Source organism: Kutzneria buriramensis (genome assembly GCF_003387475.1).
In the GTDB taxonomy this organism is placed as follows: Bacteria; Actinomycetota; Actinomycetes; order Mycobacteriales; family Pseudonocardiaceae; genus Kutzneria; species Kutzneria buriramensis.
In genome coordinates this window covers 448,383-474,439 of the sequence record NZ_QUNO01000007.1, presented here as the reverse complement: position 1 = coordinate 474,439, position 26,057 = coordinate 448,383, and the positions used below count along the sequence as shown (strand labels likewise).

Sequence of the window (26,057 nt, the reverse complement as noted above, 5' to 3'; positions counted from 1 at the left end):
GGCGCACTGAGCAGCACCTTCATCTCGTCTGCTTCGAAGACAGCGTCGAAGGAGGCGGTGTACTTGCTGTCTCGGTCGCGGAGGAGGAAGCGGAGGGACTCGACACGGCTATCCAGGTCGTTGGCGAGGTCATGGGCCTGTTGGGTCGCCCACTGCGCGGTCGGGTGCGCGGTGACGCCGGTGATGTGGAGCGTGCGGATGTGATGCTCGAGGAACGCCAGCGCGTACAGCCGTCTGCCGGTGATCGTGTCCACATGGAAGAAGTCCGCAGCGATGATCCCCTCGGCCTGGGCGGTGAGGAACTCACGCCAACTGGGGCCGGTGCGGCGCGGAGCGGGGTCGATACCGGCTGCATTCAGGATCTTCCAGACCGTAGACGGTGCGATCCGATGCCCCAGCCAGGCCAGTTCGCCCTGGATTCTGCGGTGGCCCCACCGTGGGTTTTCCCGTGCCAAGCGCAGCGTCAACTTCTTGAGCCCGGCCACAGTAGGTGGGCGGCCGGTGCGTTGGCGTCGGGCGGTGTAGTCCACTTCCTGGCGACCAGTCTGCGATGCCAGGTCGGCAGCGTCCCCGGGGCGACCGGGAAGACACTGCGCCAGCGGTGGCGCGGCAGTAGCGACGACAGCGCGGCCAGCCAGAGCCGATCCGCGGGTTCGTAGCGGCTTGGACCGTTGAACTGTCGTCGCAGCACCGCATTCTCGTGCCGCAGCACGAGCAGTTCGGCCTTGGTGGCGGTGTCCCTACGCAGCAGTACCGCCGGTACGGACAGCAGCGCGCGCGTTGCTCGATACAGTATCGAAACGATCATCGGGGCAGCATCTCAGCTGCCACCGGGGGGCTGTGCACGCAGGCTTCCACCTGCGACGATGACTTTGCGAGCCCCAAAGCATCGCATGCCGGTGTGCAGGCGTCGGAGAACGTCTGCGTATGCGTCCGGGAAGTGCAGGTCAGGCGCCACGACCTCGTAGTAAGTCCACAAGGTCACGGCGAAGCCGTCGCGTTCGTAGACCCGCGGCGCAATCCGGGGTTCCAGCGCGGCGACCGGGCTCGCGGTTCCAGCGAGTTGCATAGCGAGTTCGACCTCAAGCGCAGCTACCTCTTGCCCCACCAGTGCTACTCGGGCGAACACGCCGCACGGCAGCAGGTGTAGGGCGAGTTTGTTCGAATTGTGAATCACGACTGCGTCGTCGACCCGCAGACGCAGCTCTCCCGCCAGTGCTGTTGCCGCGGTCGTCGCACGCGAAACGATCTCCGCTTCCACGAGGTGGATCCTTGCACGTGCTCGCTCGTCGGCGTGAGCGGACACCACTGCGCGGCTCCCGTGGCATGAGCGAGCGTTGTGGTTAACCGTCCATCGCTCTGAGGCTGGGTGCGCCGGAGGTCTTTCAGGCACTCAGCCTCCAGGTTCCTATGCCCCTCTGGCGCGTCGCGCGGAGCTGCCAATCTGTCTCACAGCGCCAAGCCCGGTGGGTCGCGTGCTCTGTGAGCGGGCCGACGGCGAGTTCACGGTGCTCAGCCCCATCCGGTGAACCGTTTGCCGGGCGCAGGGGACGGGCGACCTCGTGCCTAACGATGTCGCTCGACCACGGCTGTGCGATGAATCGTTTTCGGATCGGTTTCGGATAGCGGGCCCATGCCTGTTGCTCGGCGCCGAAGGCGCCGATGAGCTGGCCGGCGCCAGCCAGCCTGCTATCGCTTCCGCCGGCATGAGGACGTGCACCAGGCGCTGGCGCACGTCCTCGGCCGTCAAACCACCCTGAAGGGGAGAATCGCTGATGACCGTGTTCCCCCGGCTGCTGGGCGCGGTGACCGCGGCATACGGCGTCGGCCTGATCGCTTGGCCAGCACTGTTGGCCAAGCCGTGCGACCTCGCCGACGCCGTCTGCCTCGGGCTGGGTTGCCGGACCAGCGGGCGCGGCAGAAAGCCGCCGCCGTGGCCGGACTCTGGGGAACGCTGTGCGCCGCCAGCGCACTCACCACAGGGTCTGCCAACTGAGCGGGTGAGGTCCTCGGCGGTCGCGGTAGGTCGGCGGCGGCGATGTTCCGCGATGGATGTCAGGTTCCCTCGTCGGCGGCGCTCGGGGATGGCCCAGTGTCGCCCGTCGGTCCTCGACGTACGGGCGACACCGCCGTGTCAGAACAGCTGACCGCGTGCCGCGCCACCTGGGAACTGCGCGCTGTGCAGGTTGGCGTAGTACTGCAACGGATGCCGGGCGATGTCCGCGACCAGCGCGGGGTCCACTCCGGTCGCGGCGCCGGCGACGGCGAACACGCCGGCGGGCACGGCGCTGGCGATCAGTGGCACTACCACCGGGCCGTTCTGCCCGAACACACCCTTGTGAATGTGAGCGAGCGTCGGCTGGAGGTTGTTCCACGCGAAGGCGAAACCGACGGACGTGCCACCGGGCTGGATGAAGGCGACGGCGTTCGCCCTGGGGTCGCCGACCGGCGGCTGCCCGGGGACCTGGACTTCCTGGTGGCCGGTGAGAAACGCGTGCAGGCCGCCGCCCTGCAGCAGCTGGAGCAGGTCGGAAGAACCGTGCAGCGGGGCCAACTGTCCGCGCACCGCACCGCCGGGGAACTGGGCGGTGTGCAGGTTGAGATAGAAACCGGACGGGTTGGTCCGTAGCCCGTCGGCAGTGGCCTGATCGGTGATGGTGACTGCGCCCGCGGCGGCAGTGACGCTGGCCGGCATGGGCGTCGTGAACAGCGGCACCTTCACGTCGCCGTTGACGCCGGCCGCCCCCTGGTGGATGTGCCCCAGGGTCGGCGCGCTGATTCCCTTCCACGAGAAGGCGAACGTCACCTTGTCGCCCTGGATCTCCACCAGTCCGGTGGCGCTGCCCCGCGGGTCACCGACCGGCGGCTTGCCCGCGACCGGCACCTCGTTGGCCCCGCTCAGCTGTGCCGCCAGGAACACCGGTCGTTGCCTGGACCGGTCGATCGCGGACGACAGCGACGGGACCGGTGTCGGCGGCGCCTTGCTGTCGGTCATGCCGGGCATGTCCATGCCGGGCATTCCCGGCATCGGGTCCGCGGCGGCCGCCGCCGCGCCGAGCAGGCCGAGACCGGCGGTCAACGCCGTGAGCGCCAGGATGCGCACTCGCATGATGTGTCCTTTCAGGACGGACCTGAGGAGTTGATTCGACACCAACACGAACTCCGGCGCGTACCGGTTCATCCGAGTTCGTAGTGAACCGAAGCCACCGACCGTCCGTGTGTGTCACGAATCCACGATCGACCTCATCAGGGAGCAATCATGCGCGCTCGTCTCGCCCTGCTCGGCGTTGTCCTGCTCAGCGGCCTCGCGGCCTGCGGCACGTCGCCCACCAGCACTGCGGCGGGCCCGACGCCGGGAGACGCGGTCGGCGTGCGGGTCGGGCAGTCCAGTCTGGGGCCGATCCTCACGGACCTGTCGGGTAGAACGCTCTACGCGTTCACCAACGACCAAACGGGCAACAGCGCCTGCGCGAAAGACTGTCTGGCCAGTTGGCCCGCGTTGGTCTCCGACAAGGCGTTCACGCCGGGCGACGGCGTGGACGGGAAGCTGTTGTCGGAGACCAAACGAACGGACGGCGTCGAACAAGCCAAGTACGGCTCGTGGCTGCTCTACTACTACGTCGGCGACCAGGGGCCCGGCGACGTCGACGGCCAGAACGTCGACAACGCGTGGTTCGTCGTCGGAGCCGACGGCAAACTCATCAAGAAGACGCCGTGAACCAAGGTGTCCCATGTGGGATCGAGCCGGCCGATCAGGTGATCGGTTCGTCCTGCCGAAAGTGTTGGGACGCCAACGGTCTAGGGCGTGTCTGACAAACATCTTGGTGGGTGCTGGGATCCTGATCGTCATGACACGGTTCCAGCTGTTGTCTGACGAGCAGTGGGCGTTGATCGAGGACCTGTTACCGGCGCGGACGCATCGGCAGGGCAGGCCGTTCGCCGACGCGCGGTCGATGATCGAAGGCATCATCTGCCGCTACCGGTGCGGGATCGCCTGGCGGGACGTGCCCGCGGTGTTCGGGCCGTGGCAGACGATCTGGACCTGGCACCGTCGGCTGTCGGCCGCCGGCACGTGGGATGTGCTGCTGTCCCGCCTGCTGGCGGTGGCTGATGCGGCCGGGCAGGTCGACTGGTCGGTGTCGGTGGACTCCACGATCGCCCGGGCCCACTAGCACGCCACTGCCATCACCCGGGACGTAGGGGGCTGGGTCGAACTACACGAATCCGCTGACTGAGCCGCCTGATCACGCGCTGGGACGTTCACGGGGCGGGTGGACCACCAAGATCCATCATCTGGTGGACGGGCACGGTCGGCCGTTGGCGGTGCTGATCGACCCCGGACAGGCCGGCGATGCCCCGGTGTTTCCGTATCTGATGGGGCATCTGCGGGTTCCTCGTCTGGGTCGAGGCCGGGCGCGGACCCGGCCGGACCGGGTACGGGGTGACAAAGCGTATTCGTCGCGGGCGATCCGGGCTCATCTGCGCTCGCGTGGGATTCGTGCGGTCATCCCGGAGCCGGCCGACCAGGCCGGACACCGAGTTCGTCGGGGGTCTAGGGGTGGCCGACCACCGGCGTTCGATGCGGCGGACTATCGGGGCCGCAATGTGATCGAGCATGGCTTCGCTGTCCTCAAGCAGTGGCGGGGTATCGCCACCCGGTACGACAAGCTTGCTGTGGTCTACCGGGCGGCGATCGTCCTGCACGCCGTGGTCACGTGGACCAAAGCTTTGTCAGACACGCCCTAGGCCGGTAGCTGGCGGAGCGCCGACAGCCACACGGTGGTCGGGTTCACCCGGTCCGGGAAACGCGCGAGAACCTGGTCGAAGAAGGAGAGCCGAGTCGGCTCGCCGGCCAGGATCTCCGCCGCCGCGAGCAGGTACTGCCGAGTCTCGTCGATGATCACCGGACTGTTGCCGCGGCCGGCGTTCTCGTCCTTGTGACCGGCGACCACGGAACGCGGTTCCAGCGACTCGACGACGTCGATGGCGCGCAGCCACGCCTCCAAGCCGCCGTCGGCGGATTCCCCGAGGTACTGGTGCACATTGTCGTAGATGACGTCGCCCGCGACGACGAGGCCGAGCGACGGCACGTGCAGCACCGTGGACTGATCGGTGTCGCTGTGACCGACTTCCACGGCGCGCAGCTCGTGCCCGTCGACGGTGAGCCCGCCGTCGGGAAGCGGCCGGGCGGTCACCCGGGTGTCGGGGAGCTGGCCGGGAAAGAGGCTGGCGAACAAGGCGCTCGGCTGCCCGCCAGGCGTTCCCTTGTGCATCTCCGCAATGACGCCGTCGGTGGCGTACGGCACAGCGTTCGGAAAGCGTTCGAGCAGCGTGCTGGTGCCGTACCAGTGATCCCCGTGGCCGTGAGTGGAATAGATAGCCGTCAGCGGACGCTCGAAGGCCGCCACCCACTCGGCCAGAGACTCCGCCTGATAGGCGGCGAGCGGCGGGTCGACCAGGACGGCCTCGGTGTCGCCGTAGATGAGCGTGCTGGCCATCGGCGACCAGTGCGGCACCTCGCCGCGCGGCGACTGCACGGGTGACGGAGTCGGCAACTCCGCCATGTCGGAAACGCGTACCGCGTACCGAAGTGCCTGCCGTGCCATGGCTACTCCTCGCACTGGACGGATCGACGGACCTCGCTGCCACTACCCTGACATAACCATACACCTTTTAGCTATGTCGATGGTGCGTCCAGCAGAGTCCGACGATGAACATCACGAGCCGCCTCGGACGGAGTGCCCAGGCCGGAAGTCGGGAGCCTGCGGGGCCAGGAACTTGCTGTGGTCGTTCGCCCCGTTCCGCAGAAGCCGGCCCGCGGCGCCTCCCACACCCGAGCCCGCCGGTCACCGGCCCGCTCCCGACACCCGCAAGTCCGCACACGGTCACGCCGAATGCACGGATCCGTTTCATGCACTCCACGCGACGGCATGAGGTCGTCCTCCACGTCGAAGGCCGCCAACCGTCACTGCGACATTGTTGTACTGCGCCACCAGACCCTGCCTGCCGGTGACCGTGCGGACCAGGACCGTCTGGTCCAGCACCGGACTCTCGATCGCCACCAGGAGCATCGGACCGTGTTCTCCAGGTCACGCACGGTCAAAAGTCGATGTCGCTCTCCTCCACCGTGGCCGGGCCGTGCAACGGCAGCAGGCCCCGCGCAGGCTGCGACGGGAGGATCGCGTGTTGGCCCATGACGTTGACGTGGCGGTCCAAACGCCGACCGGGCGTGAGTTCAGGCCTTCCAGGTGTGTTTCGGGCTCTCGACGTAGCGGCGGAACTCCTCGGCCATGTCGAAGCCCGCGCTCGTGGCGCGCCGCTGCTGCTGCAGGCCGTCCATCGTGGCAACACGGCGGCGGTGCGCCAGGTCGTGAGGCTGTCGTAGTGGTTGAGGATCCACTCGTGTGCGGGGTGCGCGGGGTCCAGGGCTTCCGCCGAAGGGTGACGAAGAGCCGCACCATCGACGGCCGGGCGGCGTTACGGGCGACAGGCTCAGGAACCGACAACCGGCCCCGGTGCTGCAGATCAGCGAGAAGGGTGTGGAAGGTACGCTGAGCCGGCTGTTCCAGCGGACCGGCTACCGGTCCAGGGTGGAACTCGCGACCGCGCGACTGACGGGCGCGTATCCAGCCTGACGTCGGGCGGCAGGAACAACCCCATCACGGTCGCGGCGTCGCGAGCGAGACGCAGCTCGGTGATCCGCCACTCGTCGAGCAGCATCGTAGCCAGCGTGGACAGCAGGTCGCTGTCCTCATCGCCGACGGCGGCGATCGCGACGCAGATCGACACGTGGTCGCCGTCCCAGTCCACGCCGTATGGAAACTGCAGCACGGCGACGGCCGTCCGCCGCACGTGCCGGCGAGCGGTGGCGCTGCCGTGTGGAAGGGCCGTGCCCTGGCCGACGAAGGTCGACACCGTGCACTCGCGCTCGTGCATCGCCGCGACGTACCGCTGTTCGACGGCGCCCACCTCCACCAACACCGCGCCGCACTGGTCGATCGCGTCGGCCTTGTCCCTCGCGGCCAGGCCCAGACGGATCGTGTCGACGGTCAGAACTCCTTTGTCAGCAAGCAAGAAGCACCCCGTCCCTGATCGCATGGGCCAACCGGGCGAACACGGGGTCGCCGAGGAAGAGTCGAAATCCGAGCACTGCCTTATCCGGCACGTTCGATGTCGAAGATCCGTAGCACGTCGAGTGCTCGGAACCGGGCGATCTGCGCGGCCTGCATGGCAGGTTCCTTCCGTGATCGGCAGGTATGCCACAGATCTTGCAGGCCTGTCTCGGGATCACGGTCGTTCGCTGTGTCCTGGGATTGACAGACCCACCCTCGCTACCAGCCGGCACGGTATGTTGGCCCGGCGAGCCAGTACTCCGCCGAGCTTGCCGAACACCTCATGATCGGCGACATGGCTACGGACCCTCAAGCTCACCCGGCCACCGCATCTGCGGCGTTTGTCCGTCTCCTGCGTCTGCGCGGCAACCTAGAACCGCACTCCGAAACCGTGTCCGCTACGGACTCGACGTGCAGCACGTTCGCCTGACGACGGGTGAGTTCGTCATAGCTGTAGGCCAGCGCGCCAGCGGCCCTGTCGGTGTGCAGGCGCTGGACAGGGCCTCGCCCGCAGAAACATCGCATCGTTGTTGATCGACCAGGCGCCGTAGCCGTTCACCGGCTCCCGCGGCGACGGCATTGGCGTCAGTGGCGAGCAGGCCGGAGCATCACGACCGCCGTACGCGTCACGCGCCCGCACCGGCGGTGTCGAGCAAGCCCGCCAGCAGTTGGAGTCGTTCATCGTCCGGGCCGCCCGGCTCGACGGTGTAGACGATCAGCACGGGCCCAGAGGCGCCCGGCATCGGGTAGGCGTCCCAGTCCAGGTTCAACTCCCCCACCAGGCGATGACAGACGCGCATCCGACCTCGAGTGGTGTCCTGCACGTCGTGGCGGGCCCACAATGTCGCGAACTCGTCGCTGCGCACCGCCAGTTCACCCACCAGTTCCACCGCGCGGGGATGACCTGGTTCGGCGGCGACCTGAGCCCGCAGCATCCCGGTCAGCTCGGCCACCGAGGCCGCCCGCTCCGGACACGCCTGATCGGCCTCCGGGCCCAGCAACAACGCCAACAGATTTCGCTCGACCCACGGCAGATCGGTGAACGCGCCCAGCAGGGCACCCGCCAGCGGATTCCAGGCCAGCACGTCCAGAAAGCGGCCGACGACCAAGGCCGGCGAGGTTGTCGTGTGCAGCAGCCGTAGCGTGGACGCCGGCACTTCCTCCGGCGGGTACGAGCGTGCGGGGCGGGGCGGTGTACGCGCGGCCGCGGCGAGGCTGTGCAGGTGCCGGGACTCCTCGGCAGAGAAGTTCAGCGCCCGGGCGATGGCGTCCAGCACCTGCTCAGAGGGCCGCACGTCACGGCCCTGCTCCATGCGCTGGTAATAGTCCGTGCTCACCCCGGCCAGCAGGGCCAACTCCTCCCGGCGCAGCCCCGCGACGCGTCGCCGCGGACCCGGTTCCAATCCGACATCCTGCGGCCGCACCCGGGTTCGCCGGGTCCGCAGGAAATCGGCGAGCGCGCGGCGGGGGTCGTCGGTCACCGGGCCAGTATGCCCGAGCGGCGCCCCACGACGGTGGGTCTGGCAGACCTAGGGACAAGGCGAACCAACCATTACATCTCGAGCAGGACTCAGGATCGGTGCCACCCCAGCCGGATCGCGGAAGGAACCCCCGGATGAAGGCCGCACAGATCACCAGCTTCGGTACCCCGGATGTCCTGCGGGTCAGCGAGATCGACCGACCCGCGCCCGGCACCGGCGAGGTCCTGGTGGCGGTCGAGGCCTCCAGCGTGAACGGACACGACGCACTCGTGCGCACAGGTCGGGTAAAGGTGGTGTCGGGCAGCACATTCCCCATCGGGACCGGCCTGGACTTCGCCGGTGTCGTGGTCGGCATGGGCCCAGGTGTGCAGGGCTGCCGCGCGGGTGACCGGGTGTGGGGCATGGTGCATCCCCGGAAGCGGCACACCGTGGCTGGGGCGGCCGAGTACGTCGTGGTTCCCGCCGGCCGCATCAGCCCCGCCCCGACCGGGGTCACGGCGGTGGAGGCGGCGTCCCTGGTCGTCGCGGGCAGCACCGCGTTGATCGCGCTACGCGACTGTGTCGGACTGGCCGACGGTGAGCGGGTCCTGGTCCGTGGCGCGGCCGGCGGTGTCGGCACCGCGGCCGTGCAGCTGGCTCATGCGATGGGCGGTCGCGTCACCGCGCTGGCCCGTGGCCGTCATGCCACGGCACTACGTGACTTGGGGGCCGATGAGGTCCTCGACTACGGCAGCACCACCTCGGACCAGATCGGACCGTTCGACGTCATCGTCGACACGGTCGGCTCCGAGTTGCGCTGCTACCGCAGCAGGCTGGACGAGGGCGGCCGGATGGTCACCGTCGGACTGTCGGTCCGTGCCCTGGCCGCGATCGCGGCGTCGGCGGTGCACGGTTCCCGACGCATCCGCGCGTTCAGCGCCAATCCCGACTCCGCCCTGTTGAGTGACCTGGCCGCCCACGTCACCTCCGGTGCGCTCCTGCCAGTGGTGCACAGCGTGTTCCCGCTGACCGACATCGCCGCCGCGCACACGGCCTTCGAGCGCGGCGGTGTCGTGGGCAAGCACGTTGTGACCATCACCGACTGAGGCATCCAAACGGACACGCAGTGATCGATTGCGTGGGGCTGCCAGGAAATGTCGCCGCGGGCTGGTCGGCATTGATGAAGGGCGCCGCGCGGCGATGACGAGGCAGGATCTCGGTGGTCTTGGGGGCACTGGGCTCACGGTGGGCGCCGCGGTCTTGTGGAGCACCGACGATTCCACCGAGTTGTTGGCTGACAGTCCACTCAGCGCGCCCGCAGTTGGTGGTTGGCGGTCGTTGCTCGGAGGGCTCGTGCTCTGCTCTCATGGCCAGTCCCTGAGCGGTGGTCCGGCGCCGTGTCCAGCCTTCCAGGTTCTGGCGCGAGGTGCTGGGCTACGTCCATCCCAGTCCGCCCGGAGTCGATCTGCCCGCCGACGCCGACCCACTGGCCGCGTGGGACGACTTCCTCGCAGAGATCGGCGTGCCGGAGGACCAGCGCAACACCAGATCGGCCCTCGAGGACCCGACCGGGCACGGCCCGCGGCTGTTCTTCCAACAGGTGCCGGAGGACAAAGTCGCCAAGAACCGCGTCCACCTCGACATCCGGGCCGCTCCCGGCCTCCGGGGAGAGGAGCGAATGGCAGCGCTGGAGGCCGAGTGCGACCGGCTCGTCGCACTGGGAGCGACCCGGGTACGTCGCTACGAACCCGCTCCCCCGATGGGCACCGGCTTCATCGTGATGACCGACCCCGAGGGCAACGAGTTCTGTCTGGACTGACGCAGCCAGCCGAAGTCACCTACGCCACGGCCGGGGCATCCGGCGGTGACGAGCCGCTCCAGCGGCGGGTGAGCGCGAGCAGGCTCGCGGAACTCCAGGCGAGCTCGCACCGGATCGCGCCGGCGACACCTCGTCGAGGCGCTCGAAGGGTCCACCCGAACGGCGACAGGCCTCCTTACGGCCGTGTCGACCGCGCAGTGGGCCCTCGAGCATCCTCACAACGCTGTCGAACTGCCGCCGGAGGAATCCGGCACGCATTGGATTCCCTCGCCACCAATGAGCGCTCATCGGTGCGGGTGAGCGTCGGCCGCGACGACTCGGCGAGCGTGTGCGGTCTGCGGTATCTGCCACGCCACGGCCAGCCGTGATGAGCGCACCCGGATGCCCTCACCGAAGAATTCGCAGAACTTCATGATCAGCGGATCCCACTTGAGCGGGTCGATGTGCTGCGTGTCCGGAACGACGAGCCGCTCGTCCACATGTGCGCGCACCACCCGGACGGTGTGCGCGGTGATCTCGTTGTCGCGGTCGAACGGCGTGCCCGACACCAGTTCGCATTCCAACTGTATCGGGCATTCGGCCACGACCGGTGCGGCGACCAGATCGGCGGCCAGCGGGGTGAGGCGCGCGGCCCCGAATTTGTCCGGCTCGTACCGGTAGCCCTTCTCGATGCGGTGCGGTGTCCTCACTGGCGACCCGGTCAGCAGAGCGAGCCGGTCGACCTTGTCCACGAGATCCGAGGACGGCAGGTTCAGCACGCACTCGCGCTCCCGCAACAGGTTTTGGGTGGTTTGCGAGGCGGTGTTCATGCCGAGCATGCACTGCTGGCCCAGCCACCACGCCGACGACATGGGCGCGAGATTCGCCGTTCCATCAGCGTTGCGCGTGCTGATCAGCACAACTGGCGTGCCGAAGTAGAGGACTTTGAGGTCAACGTTGTGGTGCACGTCCCCATCGTGCTGGACCGTCGGAGCCCGATGCCGGCGGAAAACAGACGTGACGCTGCCGGGCCTCGTCCACCCATCGGCCAGCGGACGTGTCGCGCACGCTCGACCAGCGGCGTCAGAGTGCGCACGCGCGGCCGTCACCGTAGCTGGGACCGTGCGGTGGGAGCTAGCCGGAGGTGTTGTGGTGGGGCGCTGAGCCGTTGTGACAGGTCCGGTAGCACTTTCTGGTGCCACCGCGTGGACTGGGCCAGTTGTCGCTCGTGTTCCCGGCGTTGGGCGGTGTTGGTGAAGGCAGCTAGCCAGACGAAGACGTTCTCCCCTTCGCGGACTGGCAGGGTGGGGAAGGTGTTCTCCGCGGTCTTGGTGGCGAAGTACGCCAGCGGCGTTGCCCCCGTGGCGGCCATTACCGGCGCCACGCCGTCCTCGAAGAAGCTGAGGAAGTCCTCGTCGAGCGCGGTGTCGCGGGCGTAGATGGTCACCGCGATCCGGGACTCCGGCGGCGTGTCCGCGCCCGCAGGGGGGCGTGGGGACATCGGCGTGAAGCCGGAGTGGGGCCGGGCCGGGCTCAGCAACAGGGCGTTGCTGGTGTCGAGCATGGTGGCCCTGGCCGCGGCGCGGTGTTCCCGCCAGGCAACTCCCTCGACGTAGAACGCGGTCAGCGAGTCGCGTCGGACGTCCATGTCAGGGAAAGCGCGGATCCACACGAATCGATCCGGTTCGTCCTCGTCGCGGAACTGGCCGATGACGCGGATCCCCACCTCCTCCTGGGTCTCCACGAACTCGCGGTCGAACAGGTCGATCAACACGTCTCGCTGCCCAGGGCGCAGGGTGTACTGCCGGAGCTCGACGACGTTCATGGGCCTCACGGCCGAGGACAATGCCAATCACGGTGTGGTGGTGACGAGTGGCAGGACTGCCCGTATCCGCAAAATTCCTGCCGTAGGCTGGGGGCATGGGCACCGGGCCGGTCGCGCTGGCAGTGATCGACGACATGCCGCTTTTCGAGTTGGCGATCGCCTGTGAGGTGTTCGGCCCGAACCGGACCGACCTGGCCGACCCCTGGTATGAACTGCGGCACGGCGAACCCGTCGGGCACCCGCGGCGAGTTCGGGTTCTGGCAGCGCACCGATCATGCACCGACCGAGTGCACTCGTCTGGTGACGCGGAAGCCGCCGACGCCACCGAAAAGACCGTTACGCTACATCGTCCAGCGACGTGCACACCCATTAACGCGAAGTCAAGTCCGAGAAGTTCGGTGCTGGATCTGCGCTGCCGATGGAGAAAGCTCCAGGGACATCCGTGGATCTCGGCGATCTACCAGCCATTGCTGGACAAGCAGCTCCGGACGGCCCTCGCGGAGCACTCGGATGTCGAAATGCGATTGGGGCACCGGCTCACCCGGTTGATACAGGACGACGAAGGCTGGTGCTACCCCAGCGCAGGCGCTGACGACGTCACCGGGCAGGAGCGTGCAGCTGACGCAGCCCGTCGACGATCAGCTCCAGCCCGAAGGTGAACTCGTCTTCCAGCGGAACCGGCAACGAGTCCGCGACCGCGAGCGTGGCCGGGAACTCCGCGGACGGCAGGTCGTGGAAGTGCGCCGAGACCCGCGCTTGCTCGGCGTCGTTCCCGGTTCCGGTGAGCTGGATGGCGAAGCCCAGGACGTACCGCGAGAGGGTGGCATAGGCCCGCGCCGCGACGCTCGGGGAGAGGCCGCCATCGAGCAGGACGGCCAGGCACCGTTCCCGGAGCACCATGGCGTTCGGCCCGGTGGGGGTCTGCTCGATCAACAGGGGTGCGAGCTTCCGGTGCTTGCCCAGCGTGTCGAACATCGCCTGGGCGACGGCCTGGCAGGCCTGGTCCCAGCCCAGCTCCGCCAGTGCCCGCGAGTCGAGGTCGACCTCACCGAAGACGCGGTCGATGACCTGGGTGATCAAGGTCGCCCGGTTGCCGAAGTGACGGTAGAGCGTGGCCGTGCCGGATTCGAGCCGCTGGGCGAGGGTCCGCATGGACAGCGCCTCGGCGCCCTCCTCGTCGACGAGCTGCAGCGCCGCGGCGAGGATCCGGTCCAACGGGACGGCAGGACGGCCCCGCGATCGTCGTGCGGACGCGGTGACTTCGGCTGACAGGGAGGATCTCGACACCCCGAAAGTATGACCACAGGTTGACACCCGGCACAATAACGGCAACACTGTTGCCATTATGAAGAGCGCCCACACGCAGTCAGTTTCGGTCGACGGCCTGCGCGTTCACTACGAACGCGCAGGTCAAGGGCCTGCGGTGGTGCTGTTGCACGGCAGCGGGTCGTCGTTGGAGGGCTTCGAGCGGGTCGCAACACTGTTGTCGGCGTCCTACGACGTGATCCGCCCGGACCTGCCCGGATTCGGGCGGACGGGACCACGTCCCGACCGCGACTACCGCGTCCGGACCTACGCGGGAACCATCGCCCGGTTCATGACCGCCCTGCAAGTACCGCGCTTCGCCGTGGTCGGTAACTCGCTGGGCGGCAACATCGCGTGGAACCTGGCCCTGGACGCCTCCGAGCGGGTGGACGCGCTGGTCCTGGTCAACGCCACCGGCTACCCGGAGAAGACGTTGCCCGCCGGGTTGCGGCTGGCCCGGAACCCGCTGCTGCGCCCCCTGCTGCGGCGATGGCTGCCGCGCAGCGCGACCGAACGCGGGCTGCGGGAAGCCGTCGGCGCGAACTCGGCGATCGTGGACGACGCGATGGTCGACCGGGTGCACGCGCTGACCAACCGGCCGGGGAACCGGTCGGCGTTCGTCGACTTCGCCAACACCGACCAGCCGGACCGCAGCGCTGACATCCCGAAGATCGCGGTACCGACGCTGGTCCTGCGCAGCGCCGGCGTCGACGGTCAGCACTTCGCCCGCGACATCCCGGGCGCCGTCGAGCGCGTCCACGCCGACGGCGGCCACCTCCTGCCGGAAGAAGACCCGGAGTGGGTGGCCACGGCGATCAAGGAGTTCCTGCGATGAAGTACTTCGTCGCCTCCTATGAGGACCGCCGGCTCGACGCCGCCACCAGGCGGACCCTGCGCGGCAGCTTTGTCACCCTGTCCGACGGGGTGACGCACTACGAGCTGACCGGCCCCGAGAACGGTGCCCTCGTCGTCCTCGTAGGCGGAATCACGATCCCCTTGTTCTATTGGGACGGCCTCGCGGCCCGTTTACACGCCCGCGGCCTGCGCACGCTCGCCTACAGCGCCTACGGGCGCGGTTACTCCGACCGCATCCGGGACCGCTACGACGAAGCGTTGTTCGTCCGGCAGCTGGCCGAGCTCACCGCCGCGCTGAGCCTCACCGGTCCGCACCACTTGGCCGGCACCTCGATGGGCGCTCTGGTCGCGATGGCCGCCACCAACCAGTCCCCCGCATCGGTCGCCACGCTCACGATCGTCGGACCGGCCGGGCTGGGTGCGCGGCCGCTGCCCCAGCGGTTGCTGCGCAACGACGTCGTCGCCGGATTCATCGTCCGGCGCTTCGGCCGCAAGCTCCTGGAAGACCACCTCGGGCACAACGTCCGCGACCCCGCCCTCTCCGCCCAGCTGGTCGCGATGGTGCAGGACGCCTACCGCTACGAAGGTTCCCTGTACGCGTTCTTCCAGACTCTGAAGGACTTTCCGCTGTACGAGCGGCAGGACCTGTTCCGCAGCACGGGCAAGCTGGGCCTGCCGATCCTGCTGGTGTGGGGCGACGACGACCAGGTCACCCCGATCACCCACCTCGACACCGTCCACGAGCTGCTGCGCCCGCGGCAGACCCACGTGATCACCGAATGCGGCCACATGGCCCCCTACGAACGGCCGGACGACGTCGGCGACCTGCTCGCGTCGTTCACCGCTCCCCACCCGGAACGGCTTGAACCATGAACGAAACCCTTGACGTCCTGATCGCCGGCGCCGGCCCGGCCGGCACCACCCTCGCCATCGACCTGGCCCGCCGCGGCCTGGCCGTCCGGATCGTCGACAAGGCCCCGCACTCCTTCGAAGGCTCCCGCGCCAAAGGCATCCAGCCGCGGACCCTGGAGGTGTTCGACGACCTCGGCGTGCTCGACGACATCCTCGCCGGCAGCAGCGACTACCCCCGCCTGGGTATTCACCTGGGTCCGCTTGCCGTGCCGTGGCGGATGTTCCGCAACCGCGACCGCACCACCGACGTCCCGTACCCGAACACGCGGCTGATGCCCCAGTACCGCACCGACAGCGTGCTGCACGACCGCCTCGAGCAACTCGGCGGCAAGGTCGAATACGGCCGCGAACTCACCGGGTTCGACCAGGATGACACGTCGGTCACCGCGACCGTGCTCGGCGACGACGGCCCCGAACGGATCACCGCCCGCTACCTCGTGGGCGCCGACGGCGGGGCCAGCGCCGTCCGCAAACACCTCGAGCTGGGGTTCCTCGGCGAGACCGACGACCAGGACCGGATATTGATCGTCGACGCCGTCACCACCGGCCTGTCCCGCGACCGCTGGCACGTGTGGCCGGGAGCAAAGGGCCGGTTCACCGGCGCCTGCCCGCTACCGCACACCGACGTGTACCAGTGGATGATCCGGCTTGCCCCGGACGAGGAACCGCCCGAGGGCGAAGAAGCGATCACCCGGCGGATCCAGGCCCACACCCGCAACCGGCACATCGCCGTGCGCGACATCCAGTGGCGGTCGGTGTTCCGGCCCAACATCCGCCTGGTCGAGGCCTACCGCCGCGGCCGGGTCTTCCTCGCCGGCGACGCCGCCCACGTGCACACCCCCGCCGGCGCCCAAGGCCTCAACACCGGCATCCAGGACGCCTACAACCTCGGCTGGAAGCTCGCCCAGGTCCTCGCCGGAGCCGACCCGCGGCTGCTGGACAGCTACGAAGCCGAACGCCTGCCGATCGCCGCCGGCGTGCTCGGCCTGTCCACGAAGAAGTACGAAGGCCTCGCCAAGCTCGACCCGTCGAGCCTGCGCCGCGGCAAGGACGAACAACAGCTGTCGCTGACCTACCACGACGGCCCGCTCGCCCCGGCCGGAGCCGACCGCACGACGACGCTGCAGGTCGGCGACCGGGCACCGGACGCCGACCTGGGCGGCTCGCGGCTGTTCGACACCTTCCGGGGGCCGCACTTCACCCTGGTCGCGTACGGCCCGCAGGCCGCCGCGGCGAGCGACGAACTCGGCTGGCCCGCCGCGGGAGCGCCGCTGCGGCGGATCACCGTCGACGGACCAGGCAGCTTCCGCCGCAGCTACGGGATCGAGGGGGACACGCTGCTGCTCGTCCGGCCCGACGGCTACCTCGGACACATCGCGACCCGCGACTTCCTCGCCTCGACCCGCACCGCCGTGCGCACCCTGACTCCCGAGGTGGCCGGATGAACCGCGTCCTGCTGCACGGTGCGCAGGTCATCGCCATGGCACCGCACCGGCCCGACACAACGAACGCGCCGACATCCTGATCGACGGCGACACCATCGCCGCCGTCGGCGCAGGACTCGTCGGTCGACCAGATCGCGGCCACACACGTGACGAGCGTCGCGGCTGTCCCACTGGCGTGGCTGACGGCCCAGCCCCACATCGCCGCCCCGCTCGCCAGCGCCGCAATCCCGGACAGCTCACCGGTCTGCTCAACGTCGCAGATGTGCGGCTTACCGGCGAGGAACTGCGTCAGCTCACCGAAGCCAGTTCAGTGATCCCGTGACCTGCCACCACCAGGAGCAGCACATGACCTTGCTTTCCGTCCTCGGCGGGCTGACCGTCGCCGCGACCGTGGCGGCCACCGCGCGCGGCATAGCCGCACGTCGTCGCGCGCTCGCCCCTGTGGCGCCTAGACTTCGGCACCCGCTGCTCTATCTGCCGCTGAGCGTCACCAACACCACCGCCCTGGCCATCGCCCGCCGCCGGAACCTCCCGGGCGGCACCCTTCGCCCCGGCGTGCGGTGCGACACCCACACAGTGCCAGTCCCGGCCAGCGGCGCACCGGTGACCGTACTGAGCTACCAGACCCCGGATCGCAGCACGCCCAGCGCAGCCCTGCTGTGGATACACGGTGGCGGCACCATCATCGGCGCCGCAGACATGGCCCATGGCTGGTGCAGCCGGGTCGCGGCTGAGCTCGGCATTCTCGTGATCAGCGTCGACTACCGCCTGGCTCCGGAAAACCCCTATCCCGCCGGCCTGGACGACTGCTACCACGCGCTGCGCTGGCTGCACGACCACGCCGAGGACCTCGGCGTCCACCCAGACCGCATCGCCGTCGGCGGCGAGAGCGCCGGTGGCGGCCTGGCCGCCACCCTCGCCCAGCGCGCCACCGACACGGGCGTGCCGGTCGCCTTCCAGGCACTCGTGTATCCCATGCTGGACGACCGCACCGTCCTGCGGCCCACGCCCAGCATCCCGTTCCTGCCGCCCTGGACCTACAAATCGAACCGCTTCGGCTGGACCTGCTACCTCGGCCGCCCACCCGCGTACGCCGATGATCGCCCCTACATCGCGGCCGCCCGCCGCAGTAACCTCACCGGACTGCCAGCGGCCTGGATCGGCGTCGGTGACCTCGATCTCTTCCACACCGAAGACATCGACTACGCCCACCGGCTCAACCAGGCCGGGGTCGCCTGCGAACTCGTCGAGGTCCCCGGCATGTACCACAGCGCCGACCTGCTGCGCGGGAATGCCGCCAGCATGATCGGCTTCCGCGCCAGCCTGATCAACGCCCTCAAGACCGCCCTCGTCCAGCCACATCGCGGCGACCTGCCGGTCAACTGATCAACCGCTCCCACGGACGCCACCGGTGTCAGAATCGCGAAACAAACAGGTGCCGGACAGCAGAATTTTGTTGCGACGCCTGTGGGAGGCGACCGCCGAACTGTTGGAACGCGCCGGCATGTCGCGTTGGTACGCACCGCCCGGACAACGTCGCAGCCAGCCGGTAGGTCGCCGGCCTATGCGGTCTGATCCGCAAAGTCTTCGATCTGCACGGCGTGGATGGCGATCGATCGCCTGCGTGGTGGTGTCTGGGGGGCGGTGTTGGAGACGTCTGCGCCGGGAAACTACACCCGTTGCGGGCCAACGCCTCGTTGTCCACATCTTAGGTGCGGGAGGTCGTTGTGGCGTGAGTGCGGCACTGTGGCAGCAGGTCGTGGCGCGTGAGGTATCGACAGCACGGTTTCGGCGTTCGGTCGGTGTCCGGATTTGGCTCGCGGCGTGACGCTGCGGCCTATGCCACCGGATTGGAGGTGGATCTACGCCGGCGGGTGTGGATCGATCCGGCCGACAGCGCGGTTGCGGTAGTCGAGTGGACAGGGCGACGGTTCCGGTCGCTGGATCTGGATCCGCGAACGATCTCCAGGTCGCCGGCCGGGATGTCCTTGGTCCACGGCGCGATCAGCGGGTACAGCCGGTCCAGACTGTGGAAGTCGTCGCCGGTCTCCCCCGGCAGCAGCCGGGATTCCCAGCGATAGCGCGTCTTCCCGAAGCGCATGTAGGTCGCGGCTCGGCGCGCGTCGCAGACCTGGTGCACGCCTTCCCACTGGCCGAGGTCGGCGGTGGTGGCGATGTCGACCACGAGCCAGCGCCGGTCGAACTTCAGGTCGGCCAGCGTCGCGCCGATCGCCGTCCGGGTGAGACTGTTGGCGCCGTCGCAGCCTAGGACGTGCTCCGCGTGGATCGTCTCGCGCGCATCGGTGCCGCGGTCGGTCATCTCGACCCGCGCGCCAGTCTCGTCCTGCGCGATGCCAGTGACCTCGGTGTTGCCGCGCAGCGTGAAGCCGTCGAGCCCGGCCAAGCCGGTGCAGGGCAACTGTTCCAGGTCGGGTTGGTCGAACATGTTCGCCTCCGGGTAGCCGTGGCGGCCGGGGAACGGCGGAACTCGGCCAGCACCCGCAGGTCCGGGTCGAGTAGTCGCAGCCCGTGGCAGGGCCGGGAGAGGGCAGCGAACTCCCCGGCCAGCCCGATCGGGCCCGCCCCGACGATGACGACGGGCACCTTTACCGCGACACCCCGAGGGCCACGAGGTAGCCGGCGACGAGCACTGCGCAGACAATCGCTGGGACGAGGTCGCGGCCTCGGTCGTGGTTGCGCATGTGCGTGATGACGGCGCCGGCGAGCAGGAGGAGCAGGCCGGTGCCGGCCAGCGCGCCGAGGACCGGCACGGCCAAGCCGAGCAGGAGCCCGGCGGCTCCGGCGATCTGCAACGCACCGATGCCACGGTAGGCGGTGACGGAGAACCCGATGTGCGCAGCGCGTTCCCGCATGGGCGCAAGCGCGAACAGGCTGGCCGCGCCGGAGAGAAGGAAGACAACCGCCACGAGGGCGGACAGGACGATCAGGACGGTCATGAGTTTCCTTGAAATGTCAGGCGGGTGGGCACGGTGTAGCGGGCGAGGGTCGCCGCCACCTTCGGTTCGTCCACTTCGGACGGAAGGGTGACGGCGGCGAGCACGGTTCCGCCCTCGATCACCGCGTCGACGGTCACACCGTCGAACGCACCGGCGCCTCCGGAAGCGATTTTCGGATACACCGTATCCGTAATGTGTGGCACGGTCAAGGATCCGGCCGGCACGCCGCCCGGTCAGTCGCGGGCTTCGCCAGTCCGGGCCGCCTCCGGGCCGCTGATGGTCAGCCGCAACCCGAATTCGAACTCGTCCCCATCCTCCACGGTCACCGTCGGCGACGGTGACCGTGGCGGGGAACCGGTCCAGGTTCAGTCGGTGTAGCCGGGCGGACACGGCGGTGTCCTCGCAGCGCTGGGCGGCGGCGTCCTGGTTCGGTTGCGCGAAGCCGAGGAAGTGCCGGGCCAGGGTGATGGAGGCCCGTGCCGCCAGTGCGGGCTAGAACCCCGCGGCGAGCAGGAGTACCAGGGCGCGCTCGCGGTGCAGCATGGCGTGGGAGCCGACAGGGACGCGCTCGCCGATCAGCGGGGCCGCGTTGCGGCGCCTGCACAGCACCCCGAACATCGCGATGGCCGATGCGCCGCACGCGTCCTGCCAGGCCGCCACCTATCCCGGGTCGACGTCGATCTCGCCGAAGATGCGGTCGACCACCTGCACGAGCAGGTCCGCGCGGCTTTCGAAGTACCGGCACAGCGTCGCCGTGCTCGACTCCAGCGCCGGGTCAAGGAGCGCCGGGACAGCGCGTCGACGCCTTCTTCATCGAGGATCGTCGCCGGCGCCGCCGCGACGATCTGCTTGCGGGGCAGCGCCGGGCGGCCTGGGCGGGTCGGCCGGCCGAGGTCGCGCCGCAGCTGTTCGGGGATGGTGACACGCGTCAAGTGCGTCCAGGATTGACCGCACCGACAATATCGGCTACAACGTAGCCATAAATTGTTCCTGCCGAGTGGCCGCCGCGGCGGGCCGAGCGAGGAGTCGCATGCGAGCCGGTCCAGTCGGTCGATCGCGACCGGTGACGTCGCGCCGGACGGCGTTCCGGATCGTCGCGGCGGCCTTCGCCGTGACGATGTCCGGCACCACCATGCCCACTCCGCTGTACCCGCTCTACCAGCGCGCAATGGGCTTCTCGACGCTCACCACGACCGTGGTCTTCGCCGCCTACGCGGTCGGCGTCCTGACCGCGCTCCTGCTCGTCGGCCGCGCGTCGGACGTGATCGGGCGACGGCGCACCCTGCTGCCCGGCCTGGCCTGCGCCGCGTCGAGCGCGATCCTGTTCCTGGTCGCCGACGACGTCGGGACGCTGATCGCGGCGCGACTGCTGTCCGGGCTGTCGGCGGGCATCTTCACCGGCACCGCGACGGCCACACTCGTCGACTTCGACGACGACCGTGGCCGGGCGACGCTGGTCGCGGCGGTGGCCAACATGGGCGGGCTCGGCGCGGGACCGCTCGTGTCCGGTCTCCTGGCGCAGTACGCACCCGCCCCGCTGTGCCTGCCCTTCCTGGTCCACCTGCTGCTGGTCGTCGCGGTGGGCTGGGGCATCCGGGCGATACCCGAGCCCGTCACCGCCCGCAGCCCGCGCGAACTGCGCATCGCGCGCCTGTCGGTGCCCACTGCGATGCGGGCGACCTTCGTCGGGGCCGCGGTCGCCGGTTTCGCCAGTTTCGCCGTGCTGGGCCTGTTCACCGCCGTGACACCGCTGTTCCTGCGCACCCTGCTCGCCGTCCCCGACCCCGCGCCGGCCGGCCTCCTGGTCTGCTGGCTGCTCGTGGCGTCGACCTTCGGCCAGGCCGTCCTGGTCCCGCGGCTGCGCGAGCGCGCACTGCCGGTGGGATCGGGCACCCTGGCCCTCGGCGCGCTGGTACTCGCGGGAGCCCTCGCGGTCGGGTCGCTCACTCTCCTGCTCGTCGCCACGACCCTCGCCGGGCTCGGCCAGGGCACCACCTTCCGCGCCACGCTCGCGCTGCTGACCGCGGCAAGCCCACCCGACCGACGCGCCGAGATCGCGTCCAGCTTCTTCGTCGTCGCCTACGTCGCCATCTCCGCGCCAGTCGTGGGAGAGGGCCTGGCAGCGCAGCTGGTCGGCCTGCGCACGGCAGGCGTGGGATTCGGCGCGGCCGTCGCCGTGCTCGCCGCCGTCGCGACGGCGACGGCTCGCTTCCGGCCTACGGCGCCTCCCGCACCCTGAACGTTTCCCAGCTCCACCACAACAGCCACGAAGTCACAGAGGAGAAGCCATGCGCACCGTCGAGGCACACGCTGCGCCACCGTGGACGGCGGGATGATCGACGGCCCGATGGGCGCGGTGTTCACGAAGTCCCTAACCGCACCGTCGACAAGTCGCTGAAGAAGCTCGAAACCCTCGCTCGCTGAGCGGTTCACGCCGCCCCGCCACTACGTCACCGAAATCCTCCGCACCCGTCCGGGCGTCGTCCACCGTGCCGTGGAACGCGCCGGATCCCACCTGAGAAGGCGACGGCCAGAATCATGGACACCACAAGACCTCAGCAAGATCAGCAGCTGCGCTCCGCGATCAAGGTGCCAGAAGTGACCGCCGTGTTCTGGGTCACCAAAGTACTCACCACCGGCATGGGCGAAACCGCATCGGACTACCTGTTCCTGAACCTGGACCCGGTGCTCGCCCTGGCCATCGGCGTCGTCGGACTCGTCGTTGCCCTGGTACTGCAGTTCCGGGCACGCCGGTACGTGCCGTGGATCTACTGGTTCGCCGTGGTCATGGTCGCCGTATTCGGCACCATGGCCGCCGATGTGGCGCGCTACGGACTCGGAGTGCCGTTCCTCGCGTCGGCCACGTTCTTCCTCGCCCTGCTCGCCGTGATCTTCATCTGGTGGTACACCTGGGAAAAGACCCTGTCGATCCACGGCATCCACACGCCTCGCCGCGAGCGGTTCTACTGGGCCACAGTGCTGGTCACCTTCGCCCTCGGCACCGCGACCGGCGACCTGACGGCCACGACGCTGCACCTGGGCTACCTTGCCTCGGGCGTGCTGTTCGCCGTCGTGATCGCCGTGCCGCTGGTGGCCCACCGCTGGTTCCGACTCAACTCGATCCTCGCGTTCTGGTTCGCCTATATCATCACCCGGCCACTCGGAGCGTCCTTTTCGGACTGGCTCGCCCTGCCCGCCGCGACCGACGGACCGCACTGGGGCACCGGTCCGGTCACCCTGGCGCTGACCGCCTCGATCGTCGCACTCGTGGGCTACCTCAACGCGATCGATCGAAAGGCCGCAAAGCCCTGACACCGGGGCAACCGAGCAGCGTCATCAACCGTCCACTTGGGACAGATAAAAAAAGATCGCCCCCGGTCCTGGTTTTCCCAGGTCAGGAGGCGTATCCAATGTATTCAACAATTGTGGAGCTGAGAAGACTCGAACCACTGACCCTCACATGCTAGTGCGACCCGCGACCACTGTAGACAGCGCACCTGACCTGCGGGAACAGAGAATCGCCACGTCAAACCCGTTGCGGTCACTGCACTTGAGTGCCCTACAACGCTGTTCAGTGTAGGTTCAACACACATCCCTGCTCCAGTTCTGCTCCATCACGTTCAGTGTGAACGCCCAGCATCCTGCGGAACATGCCTTGTGCCAAGGCATACTCCGACCGCAGCATCGAAGTGACTCGCAACGTGTCGAACTTCGGGGAGGTCGTCGTAGCTGCACAACACCGCACGAGTTGACGGTGCACACGCGCTACCGGCTGACAAAAGCCAACAGTCACACCGATGGCCGCGGTCGGCGCACGCATCTGGTCTCCATCGCGGACATACTCCGTGGCCTCCGGCTCCCGCATGTTCATGACGAGCGAACCTGGCGCCAATCGGCGATGACGATGTGTCGGAGGTCCGTGCTGTGGCGGCGACCCTGACTAGCCGGCGAACCGACGTCCCGCTACGTCGTCGCGTCACACTGAGACGCAGGGAGGACTACTTGCCTTCACGACTGGAGAGCGAGCCTGCTTCTTCTACTTCTGCGGAAGGCTTCCCGAGGAGGTGTTCGAGCAAGGTCATGTCTTGATGACAGTCAGCCAACGTCGTGGCGAGCTGCGCACAGGCCCCCTTGATCGCCAGCCTGGCGTGATTGCGTTGGGCGGTCAGCACGGCGAGTAGCAGGCCAGTCAGCGCCGCCGTCCCGTTGAAGACTTGCAGTTGAGCCATTGTGCGCACCACACCAAGCCCGGTGAACGGGCCGGACCGCTCTGCCGCGGCGAGGGTTGCCATCGTCGTCACGATCAGTACGCACACGCTGGCCCCTGCCAGCTCGAAACGACACGCGGCCCAGATCAGGACCGGGAAGACGAGGAAGAACCAATGTCCAGGGATCCTCGTCGCGCACGCCATCACAACCAGGGCGCTCACCAGCAGTGCCACAGCTTCCGCCCACCACCGACAGGACCGAACGTCGAGCGGCGCCCGTACGGCGCGCGCGGCGAGCACGAACGGCACCACGATGAGCACCCCGATCGCGTCCCCCGTCCACCACACCCACCATGTCGACCAGAGTTGACTCGCCTGTACCGAGCCTGCGGTAACCAACATGGCGCTGCCCACGGTCGCGCTGATCAGCATCCCGGCGAAGGCCCCCAAGAACACCAGGCAGAGCGCGTCTCGCATCCGACGTAGGTCGATGCTGAACCGCACTCGCGCGAGCAACAGACAGGCAACCACGGGGGCAAGCGTGTTCCCCAGGGCAATCACCGCGATGACCGGAACCGACGGACCGACCGGAATATTGACCAGGAACGCCCCGAGCGTGATCCCCGGCCACACCCGAAGACCCCACAGCAACAGGAATACCAGGGCGACCCCGGTCGGCGGCCACAGGGGGCTGACCTGGCCGCGCACGATTGCCGACAGGAGTCCGAGTTCGCCGGCGACGTAGTAGCAGGCGGCGACCGCGAAAATCCGTGCCCCGGGCCGGACACCGGGTAGAGCGCCAACACGATCTTTCCCCGCACGCACCAGCGCAATCATGTGGCCAGTGTGCGGTCCACACCACAGCCCGAACAACACGCTCCCGGCCGTTAACTTGGCGAAACAACGCCGCAGACGTCAACAGGACAACCGAACAGGTTTGAGGCGGACCGCTTCACTCGACTGGCGCGCGCATCGACGGCCGTGCAACGAGCCCGCGCCGAGCGCCAGCGCAGGGCGGCGAGGTGTTCACGGCCGCCTGATTGTAAGGGTTCGCCGTGTTTCCCCTTTCCCGCCAGGACATCCGGTGCGGCACTCTGACAGGCGCCGGCCGGCAGCGCTGAACGCCGCAGCTGTTGCCGGGCGGTCCGAGTGCGAACCGGCAACAGGTGGCCTCTCGTGCCCTCGCAGACAGGGAGGCCTCTCGTGAAGAGCGCAGCACGTTTGAAACCGCGGCACCTCATCCTCGAGAGACCGACTGTTCCCGCTTCTCGCGGGTTACCGGCCTGGCCACAGTGCGTGGAGCGGCGCTAGGCTGACGATGGTCCCTGGCACCCCTCCCCCCTGGTGCCAGGGACCGCCTCATACATGGTGTCGCGGCATCACCGAGACTACGGAGCAGCCACCGGGCGACACCGACTTGCGGGCACCGGGCCCATGCCGAGGATCTGCAGCCAGTCCAGGCCGGCACTGTACTGCGCAGCGCCTCGAGAACCACCAGCGTGACCCGGTACGCGGACAGGACGCCCACGGGGATCATCCACAGTTGGAGCGTGCTCTACCGCCCCACGTCGCTCGCGCGGGGCGTACGCGGCGATCTAGCAAAGACGCTCGGGAAACGCGTTCTGCGGGCTGATTAACCACTCATCGAGCCGGGCAGCCTTGGCCGCGCGCCTTCAGCAGCGAGGGCAAAGGTCCAGAAGCGGGTGCACGATGGCCGGTACGGATGCGACATGCGACGACAACTCGTTCACTCTGGACCTGAACGACCACTAGCTCCACCCTTGGTACAGCTGCGGCAGCGGTGCGGACAGACACTCGCCCACCTGAACAAGACCCACCTCGGTGACGTGCTGTTGGTGGCGGTGGAGTTGGTCACCAACGCATACGACCACGGGGGCGGAGCGCGGCAGGTTCGACTCAAGCATTCCCCCGAGCCGGGTCGCGTACGCATCGAAGTAGACGACAACAACACCAAGCATCCGCGCATCAGCCCTGGCCACGTCGATCAAGTGCGAGGACGTGGTCTGATCATCCTGGACCAACTGGCTGATGAGTGGGGCGTGCGAGACGAACCCGGAGTCGGCGGCAAATGCGTGTGGGCGGTGATCTCGTGCTCAGGAGCCGATCGAGCGCCGACCACGGATACCGACATCACCAAAAAAGGATCAGGATGAAGACGT

25 protein-coding genes are annotated in these 26,057 nt (G+C 68.5%); 12 read left to right on the top strand and 13 right to left on the bottom strand.

The window, feature by feature from the left end:
* Positions 1-820: 820 nt before the first annotated feature.
* Together BCF44_RS22895 and BCF44_RS22885 are read right to left on the bottom strand one after the other, a co-directional pair.
* A complete protein-coding gene (locus BCF44_RS22895; protein ID WP_211353167.1) occupies positions 821-1,261 on the bottom strand; it encodes a hypothetical protein in 441 nt (146 codons plus the stop codon).
* Positions 1,262-2,134: 873 nt separating this feature from the next.
* Positions 2,135-3,109, bottom strand: a complete 975-nt coding sequence (locus BCF44_RS22885; protein WP_170217690.1) for a CHRD domain-containing protein — start codon at positions 3,107-3,109, stop codon at positions 2,135-2,137.
* A 150-nt stretch (positions 3,110-3,259) separates the two neighbouring features.
* On the opposite strand from BCF44_RS22885, the gene BCF44_RS22880 reads away from it, so the two are divergent.
* The 3 genes from BCF44_RS22880 to BCF44_RS59255 all read left to right on the top strand — a co-directional run bounded on the left by BCF44_RS22880 (position 3,260) and on the right by BCF44_RS59255 (position 4,746).
* Positions 3,260-3,718: a COG4315 family predicted lipoprotein gene (locus BCF44_RS22880; protein ID WP_116176371.1), complete on the top strand. Its 459-nt coding sequence runs from the start codon at positions 3,260-3,262 to the stop codon at positions 3,716-3,718.
* A 130-nt stretch (positions 3,719-3,848) separates the two neighbouring features.
* A complete protein-coding gene (locus BCF44_RS59260; RefSeq protein WP_379797595.1) occupies positions 3,849-4,172 on the top strand; it encodes a transposase in 324 nt (107 codons plus the stop codon).
* A 124-nt stretch (positions 4,173-4,296) separates the two neighbouring features.
* The gene (locus BCF44_RS59255; protein WP_379797591.1) at positions 4,297-4,746 is read left to right on the top strand and encodes a transposase; all 450 of its coding nucleotides are present in this window, start codon (positions 4,297-4,299) and stop codon (positions 4,744-4,746) included.
* Here the strand turns inward: BCF44_RS59255 and BCF44_RS22870 are convergent.
* The 3 genes from BCF44_RS22870 to BCF44_RS22855 all read right to left on the bottom strand — a co-directional run bounded on the left by BCF44_RS22870 (position 4,743) and on the right by BCF44_RS22855 (position 8,593).
* Positions 4,743-5,606 carry an MBL fold metallo-hydrolase gene (locus tag BCF44_RS22870; RefSeq protein WP_116176370.1) on the bottom strand — a complete coding sequence of 288 codons (864 nt, stop codon included), beginning with the start codon at positions 5,604-5,606 and terminating at the stop codon, positions 4,743-4,745. The genes BCF44_RS59255 and BCF44_RS22870 overlap by 4 nt on opposite strands.
* A 919-nt stretch (positions 5,607-6,525) precedes the next feature.
* Positions 6,526-7,074 (bottom strand): PTS mannitol transporter subunit IIA, encoded by a 549-nt coding sequence (locus BCF44_RS22860; protein WP_342775632.1) that lies wholly within the window; start codon positions 7,072-7,074, stop codon positions 6,526-6,528.
* Between the two features lie 664 nt (positions 7,075-7,738).
* Positions 7,739-8,593, bottom strand: a complete 855-nt coding sequence (locus BCF44_RS22855) for a helix-turn-helix domain-containing protein (protein WP_116176367.1) — start codon at positions 8,591-8,593, stop codon at positions 7,739-7,741.
* A 134-nt stretch (positions 8,594-8,727) separates the two neighbouring features.
* On the opposite strand from BCF44_RS22855, the gene BCF44_RS22850 reads away from it, so the two are divergent.
* Together BCF44_RS22850 and BCF44_RS22845 are read left to right on the top strand one after the other, a co-directional pair.
* Positions 8,728-9,678, top strand: coding sequence for an NAD(P)-dependent alcohol dehydrogenase (locus BCF44_RS22850; protein ID WP_116176366.1), 951 nt, complete (start codon positions 8,728-8,730; stop codon positions 9,676-9,678).
* A 278-nt stretch (positions 9,679-9,956) separates the two neighbouring features.
* Complete coding sequence (locus BCF44_RS22845; RefSeq protein WP_116176365.1) at positions 9,957-10,391, top strand: VOC family protein; 435 nt, start codon at positions 9,957-9,959, stop codon at positions 10,389-10,391.
* Positions 10,392-10,675: 284 nt separating this feature from the next.
* Here BCF44_RS22845 and BCF44_RS22840 read toward each other — a convergent pair whose 3' ends face one another.
* The 3 genes from BCF44_RS22840 to BCF44_RS22825 all read right to left on the bottom strand — a co-directional run bounded on the left by BCF44_RS22840 (position 10,676) and on the right by BCF44_RS22825 (position 13,410).
* Positions 10,676-11,338 carry a flavin reductase family protein gene (locus tag BCF44_RS22840; protein ID WP_116176364.1) on the bottom strand — a complete coding sequence of 221 codons (663 nt, stop codon included), beginning with the start codon at positions 11,336-11,338 and terminating at the stop codon, positions 10,676-10,678.
* A gap of 137 nt (positions 11,339-11,475) precedes the next feature.
* On the bottom strand, positions 11,476-12,195 hold the full coding sequence (locus BCF44_RS22835; protein ID WP_116176477.1) for an NIPSNAP family protein: 720 nt from the start codon (positions 12,193-12,195) through the stop codon (positions 11,476-11,478).
* Positions 12,196-12,792: 597 nt separating this feature from the next.
* On the bottom strand, positions 12,793-13,410 hold the full coding sequence (locus tag BCF44_RS22825) for a TetR/AcrR family transcriptional regulator (RefSeq protein ID WP_211353166.1): 618 nt from the start codon (positions 13,408-13,410) through the stop codon (positions 12,793-12,795).
* A gap of 208 nt (positions 13,411-13,618) precedes the next feature.
* Here BCF44_RS22825 and BCF44_RS22820 point away from each other — a divergent pair, with 208 nt between their 5' ends.
* The 4 genes from BCF44_RS22820 (at position 13,619) to BCF44_RS22805 (ending at position 18,098) form a co-directional block, all read left to right on the top strand.
* On the top strand, positions 13,619-14,335 hold the full coding sequence (locus tag BCF44_RS22820; protein ID WP_211353165.1) for an alpha/beta fold hydrolase: 717 nt from the start codon (positions 13,619-13,621) through the stop codon (positions 14,333-14,335).
* Positions 14,332-15,228: an alpha/beta fold hydrolase gene (locus BCF44_RS22815; RefSeq protein WP_116176361.1), complete on the top strand. Its 897-nt coding sequence runs from the start codon at positions 14,332-14,334 to the stop codon at positions 15,226-15,228. Before BCF44_RS22820 ends, BCF44_RS22815 begins: the two co-directional genes overlap by 4 nt.
* Positions 15,225-16,712, top strand: coding sequence for an FAD-dependent oxidoreductase (locus tag BCF44_RS22810; protein WP_116176360.1), 1,488 nt, complete (start codon positions 15,225-15,227; stop codon positions 16,710-16,712). The genes BCF44_RS22815 and BCF44_RS22810 overlap by 4 nt, the downstream gene beginning before the upstream one ends.
* 345 nt (positions 16,713-17,057) lie before the next feature.
* Positions 17,058-18,098, top strand: a complete 1,041-nt coding sequence (locus BCF44_RS22805; RefSeq protein ID WP_116176476.1) for an alpha/beta hydrolase — start codon at positions 17,058-17,060, stop codon at positions 18,096-18,098.
* 451 nt (positions 18,099-18,549) lie between these two features.
* Here the strand turns inward: BCF44_RS22805 and BCF44_RS22800 are convergent, their stop codons facing one another.
* The 4 genes from BCF44_RS22800 to BCF44_RS56765 form a co-directional block, all read right to left on the bottom strand.
* Positions 18,550-19,158 (bottom strand): FAD-dependent monooxygenase, encoded by a 609-nt coding sequence (locus tag BCF44_RS22800; protein ID WP_246015426.1) that lies wholly within the window; start codon positions 19,156-19,158, stop codon positions 18,550-18,552.
* 160 nt (positions 19,159-19,318) lie between these two features.
* Positions 19,319-19,669 carry a DoxX family protein gene (locus BCF44_RS22795; RefSeq protein WP_116176359.1) on the bottom strand — a complete coding sequence of 117 codons (351 nt, stop codon included), beginning with the start codon at positions 19,667-19,669 and terminating at the stop codon, positions 19,319-19,321.
* The gene (locus tag BCF44_RS55605) at positions 19,666-19,806 is read right to left on the bottom strand and encodes a hypothetical protein (RefSeq protein WP_170217689.1); all 141 of its coding nucleotides are present in this window, start codon (positions 19,804-19,806) and stop codon (positions 19,666-19,668) included. Before BCF44_RS55605 ends, BCF44_RS22795 begins: the two co-directional genes overlap by 4 nt.
* A 355-nt stretch (positions 19,807-20,161) precedes the next feature.
* Entirely contained in the window at positions 20,162-20,329 is a 168-nt protein-coding gene (locus tag BCF44_RS56765; protein ID WP_211353164.1) for a hypothetical protein, read from the bottom strand.
* Positions 20,330-20,732: 403 nt separating this feature from the next.
* Here BCF44_RS56765 and BCF44_RS22780 point away from each other — a divergent pair, with 403 nt between their 5' ends.
* Entirely contained in the window at positions 20,733-21,908 is a 1,176-nt protein-coding gene (locus BCF44_RS22780) for an MFS transporter (RefSeq protein ID WP_246015425.1), read from the top strand.
* A 359-nt stretch (positions 21,909-22,267) separates the two neighbouring features.
* Positions 22,268-22,981, top strand: coding sequence for a COG4705 family protein (locus BCF44_RS22775; RefSeq protein WP_246015423.1), 714 nt, complete (start codon positions 22,268-22,270; stop codon positions 22,979-22,981).
* 686 nt (positions 22,982-23,667) lie between these two features.
* On the opposite strand, the gene BCF44_RS22770 is transcribed toward BCF44_RS22775, so the two are convergent.
* Positions 23,668-24,714, bottom strand: coding sequence for an MASE1 domain-containing protein (locus BCF44_RS22770; protein WP_116176355.1), 1,047 nt, complete (start codon positions 24,712-24,714; stop codon positions 23,668-23,670).
* An 893-nt stretch (positions 24,715-25,607) separates the two neighbouring features.
* Here BCF44_RS22770 and BCF44_RS22765 point away from each other — a divergent pair.
* Positions 25,608-26,051 (top strand): ATP-binding protein, encoded by a 444-nt coding sequence (locus tag BCF44_RS22765; RefSeq protein ID WP_116176354.1) that lies wholly within the window; start codon positions 25,608-25,610, stop codon positions 26,049-26,051.
* Positions 26,052-26,057 lie beyond the last annotated feature (6 nt).